Consider the following 4,830-nt stretch of genomic DNA (forward strand, 5'->3'; position numbering starts at 1 on the left):
AGGACGTTATCAGCCATCAACCAAGATACGTTAGCAATGATCGGACGCAGATTTGAGTTGAACCTATTTTGAATTTTGGTGATTTTAGTAAACATCAAACTCCTAACTTTATGAGAAGATAGTCTATTGAAGATTAAGTAAAAATTAATGTCTGGCTTTATGTCATTTTGCTGACTGGAATATTAAGTTTAACAGCGACTAAAACATAGCAGAACCATATATAGTAGGTAATAAATAGCTGGGTTTCTGAAATATTTGCCATCACTATGTAGACTAGAAGCATTGAGGGAAGAGCGGCTTCCAGAAAATTTGCTTGTTTCCACAATGTAGCTGCTCTCACAAAATTTAGCGCAAATGAGAGCGAGAATATAATCAGTCCCAACCAACCTAACTCCATAGCTAAGTCTAGGAAGCCATTATGTCCATTAGGAGGTACAAAACCACCAGAATTAAGAATGTGTCCTGCTGGATTTGCTTCACCACGCCAACTTTGCCAGAAGCCTTGTACACCATAACCGAGAATTGGTCGCTTTTCTAAAGAAGCAAGCATTTGTGGCCAAAATTCTGTTCGGCCTGTTAAAGTCATATCTTTGCCAACGACAGCGAAAATTGTTTCCAGGTTGGAACTAATGATTACATAACTCGCAAGAAGAAAAGAAATCAAAAGTATAATGATGACTGATACTTGTCGGGGAGTAAACTGTCGCATAATTGTCAGTATCCCGAGGAAAATGAGGAGGGTAATAAGCGTGAAAAGAGCTTGGCTAGAATTAGAAAGTATCAGCAGCAATGAAGACAGCATAATTGCGCCGATTGCAATTACACGCCTCCAAAGTGAATTCATTGGTTGAATAGACCATAGAGCTATGCTCAATGCCATACAAGTCCCCAATTTGATGGGAAATGGAAAAATACCCAGCCATCCCTTCTCGTTTATCCCCATTGAAGGGATTGCTAGTGCCACAAATGCACTTAAAACACCTGAAATTAAGCACATCCGGCATAAATACTTGCAAATATCTTGCCAATCATATTTACGTACTAGGTGGGCAGCTAGCCAACTAACTATAAACTGAACCACACTAAATTTTAGCGATAATACAGGAGTTTCTGACCACAATGCAGAAAGCAACGTAACTACCAGCAATATACCTAGAAATGGATCTACAAAAAGCAAAGCAAAGCTATTCAAAAAGTTGGTAAACAGCTTTGGCTGTAAAATAACAAAGAAAGCATAAAAACTTATTTGAAGTATTAGTGAAACAAAGCTTTTATCATTACCTGCTAGGGCATCGAATTGGAGATAAGTTAAGGGAGGTACAATTGGCTTGAGCAGTATAATAAGCAATAAAATAATAGTAATTTCTTCTAAAACTTTGATAACTTGCTTGTTTTGTACATAGCGTATAATTAACAAGAAATATATTATGAAAACAATAATGAGAAGCGGCAGAACTATTGGATGTAGAATCAAACTTCTCATACTTATAAAACCTGTTTTGATGCCCTAGATCGATCCAACAGCTTTGTATATGACCTTTTATATCTAGCGTGCCACTTAAAGCTCTTCTCGTCTATTTTTGATTTTTGGCTTATGGACAACACCATAATAACTCTGAGGCAAGGATAATGTTTCCCGTCCATCGTTAGCAATCACCCCTAACACTGATATAGATGAAAATTTTAATTCCTCCAAAGCTGCCAAGACGGATGGACGGCTGGTTTTGCCTAAGCGAACTACTACAGCTAAACTATCACAGTGAGCCGCCACTAACCCAGTATCTGCCAATCCAAGCAGGGGGGGCGTATCCACAATCAATAGATCAAACATTGCCTGGAGTGTTTGAAACAGAGCCTCGACTCCACTACTAGTGAAAAGCTTTGCTGGGTCGAGGGAAGAGTCCCCGGCGGTCAAAACCATCAAGTTGGCACCAGCGGAAGATGATTGGAGGACACTTTGAATATCCTGAGAGTTTTCTAGTAAATAACTCAACCCCTGGTGATTGGACAATCCCAATAGCTCATGAATTTTGGGATGGCGAAGATCCGCATCAACAAGTAAAACTCTTTGTCCCATTGCTGCTGCTGTCATTGCCAGATGCAAGGCGATTGTCGATTTGCCATCTCCCACTTCTGGGGAGGTGATTATGAGAGAACGGATTGGACTGTAGGTTTTGCTGAGTAGGCGTAAATTTTTAGAGAGCGATTGAAACGCCTGTGTCATCTGGGCTGAAAGCACTGGAAGTTGGGAATGGTTATGGGGAATTGCTCCCAGCAAGGGCAACCGTATTGCTTGTTTGACTTCTTCCTTAGTGTACAGCAAATCCTGGATTATCTCGATTAGAAAACCTACGCCCACGCCCAGCAATACTGCCAGTACAGCAATTGATGCCAGAAAACGAACCTTACTGATGTTGTTGACTTTAATGGCTTGACCTGATTCATCGAGTTCTAATCGTGGAGGAATAGTTAATTCCCAGGGAATTTCCTGCTGAGCAGCGTCAATTTGCAATGCTTCCCGACGGCTTGCAAACTTATTGAAACTATCGGTTGCAAGTGCCAACTGGCTGTGCAAATTTTTGTATTGGCGGGTGATCGCAGACAACTGTCGAATTTTCTGATTCACTTCAACCTGCGCCTGGTTTATTGCCTGACTACGGGACTGTGCTATGGCAATAGAATCAGTCGCCATTTTGATAACCAGGTTTGCTTCTTGATTCAAGAGGCTTTGAAGATTTCGTCGTTTCTGTAGTAGATCCTGCATAATAGGATTTTCTGGTTGGAGTCTGGCTGATTCTAGGGCAATCAGACCTTCAATTTGCTGGTACTGATTTAACAAGTCTTGGTAATAGGTTGTATTGCCCAAAACAGACTGGAGGTTAGCATTATGTAATTGTCGCACCAGGGAATCTCGTTTGGCTTCTGCTTCTGCAACCTGAATCTGGTTTTCAGCCTTGGCCTGATCCAACTTGCCAATAGTTTCGATCAACTGCTTACCCTCTTGTTCGGGATCGGCAATGTTGTAACGTTGACTCAGAGTTTGAATTTGTTGTTGTAATGAATCGACCCGTTGGCGCATTAGGGGAAGTTGGCTGTTTATAAATTGGAGGCCGCGTTGATTTTGGGATTGTCGTTCCTTGAGGCTGTATTTCAAATAAGCCTGGGAAAGCCGATTAAGGATAAATTTTACTTTCTCCGGGTTGTTATCTTGGTAGCGAACTTCAATCAGTTTGGTACCCTGTTCTTTCTTGTCTGATGACAGGGTTGTAATTCGCGCAATATTTAAGTTCTTGACTAAGGTTTCATAGCTCGTGTCTGGATATAGTTGACGCACTTCGCGAATCACAGGGTACAACAGCGTAGGACTTTGCAAAATCCGAATTTGCGACTCGTAATCCAGGCTGGACAGTTCAATATTAATTCGTTGTACGTCAATATCTAAACCCTGCGCACGGGTAGTAGAAGAACGTGCTAGTTGTTCTTCCGCAGTAACTGGTTCAACTAAGAGTTGAAAATGACCCGCATATTGAGGGTTGGTTAATTTTGCCATCAGAAATAGCAGCCCTCCAGCTAGTAGGGTCGTTCCCAATGCAACCTGTACCATCAATAGCCCGCGACGACGGATAATAGCTCCCACCAACAAGCCTAGGTTCCACTTCTCCTCTTCGGTGTTGATGGAACCAGGATCTTGGAATGGAGAATAGGGTGATTTACCGTTGGTTTCGGTCAGTCTTGTGAAAGATTTTGGCTGTCTATTCATCTTGGTTTTAAATCAAATCAAGTGTCGATATCAATGATAACCGTCTATATCAATGATAACCGTCTATCATCAGCGCCTAAAAAGCCTCACGATATTGAACATACAAAAACATTACTAATTAGTACTAAAACTAACTTTGGTTATCTCTAAGTTGTATGATGCCCGCTCAATCGCCTAACGGCAATAATATTCTTAATTCTGGATTGATAGGTTGATCTCATGGCATATCTTTTAGAGAAGCTATTTACAAAGGTGCTTATCACCTATAAACGAATAGGTATTTTATAGGAAAGCCGCTTGTTTAGCATTAACCAGAGCAATCTACGGTATGGTAATAACCAGTAAAAAAACCAAAAAATTCCGCCATTTTCACGACAGAATACTTTCCACTCATGAAATGAATGTAGGGTGACATCGTTCAATGGTAGCCCTTTGGGGCGATCGACTTGATTCCAGTTAGCTTGAGCCAGTTCTGTGCTGACCATCCGACTACTAGGTAGATTGGCAGAGCAAGTTCCTAAATAACCTGGTGTCATACAGACACAGCAACCTTGGCGACGTGCCCTGAGTCCATAATCGTAATCACCTAAATCATGGGTGTATTTTGGATTCAAGTTTCCTACAAGGGCTGCAACTGCGCGAGGAACCAGTACGCAGTTTCCATGCAAAGTATCACAATAGCGTAGTTGGTCTGGGTCAGGATAGACATGGTGAAACTTGAGGGGATGCCACCAGTAGGTTTGCATTAGCCCTCCATAGCTAGGGATTCCGGTTTCTGAATCAAGGGTCGAGCTAACGATGATCGCTTGCTCCTGTCCCTGACTAGCAAGTTGATTGGAAATAGCGAGCAAGGTATTGAGGGCATGGGGATAAAGAAGCGTGTCGTCATTTAACCAGAGGTAATAGTCTGGATCTTCTAGTTGTGCAGATGCAAAGGCAGAACGCATCCCCCCATTCCAGAACAGACTTCCAGTGCCTCGAATCAAATGAACGTTAGGATATTTCTCCTGTATTGCCTCTCTCGTCCCATCGGTGCTAGCATCATCGACTAGGTAAACCTTGAGTTGAAT

The 4,830-nt window shown here is 41.9% G+C and carries 3 protein-coding genes; all 3 read right to left on the bottom strand.

The genetic code is table 11. The annotated features are described in order from the left end of the window. Positions 1–157 precede the first annotated feature (157 nt). A complete protein-coding gene (locus tag ACEW80_RS00795; RefSeq protein WP_373524771.1) occupies positions 158–1,417 on the bottom strand; it encodes an O-antigen ligase family protein in 1,260 nt (419 codons plus the stop codon). A gap of 141 nt (positions 1,418–1,558) precedes the next feature. After that, positions 1,559–3,760: a GumC family protein gene (locus ACEW80_RS00800; protein ID WP_373524772.1), complete on the bottom strand. Its 2,202-nt coding sequence runs from the start codon at positions 3,758–3,760 to the stop codon at positions 1,559–1,561. 263 nt (positions 3,761–4,023) lie between these two features. Next, a partial coding sequence (locus tag ACEW80_RS00805; protein ID WP_373524773.1) for a glycosyltransferase family 2 protein occupies positions 4,024–4,830 on the bottom strand: 807 nt, incomplete at its 5' end.

Origin of the sequence: Nostoc sp., assembly GCF_041747015.1 — a bacterium.
In the GTDB taxonomy this organism is placed as follows: Bacteria; Cyanobacteriota; Cyanobacteriia; order Cyanobacteriales; family Nostocaceae; genus Nostoc.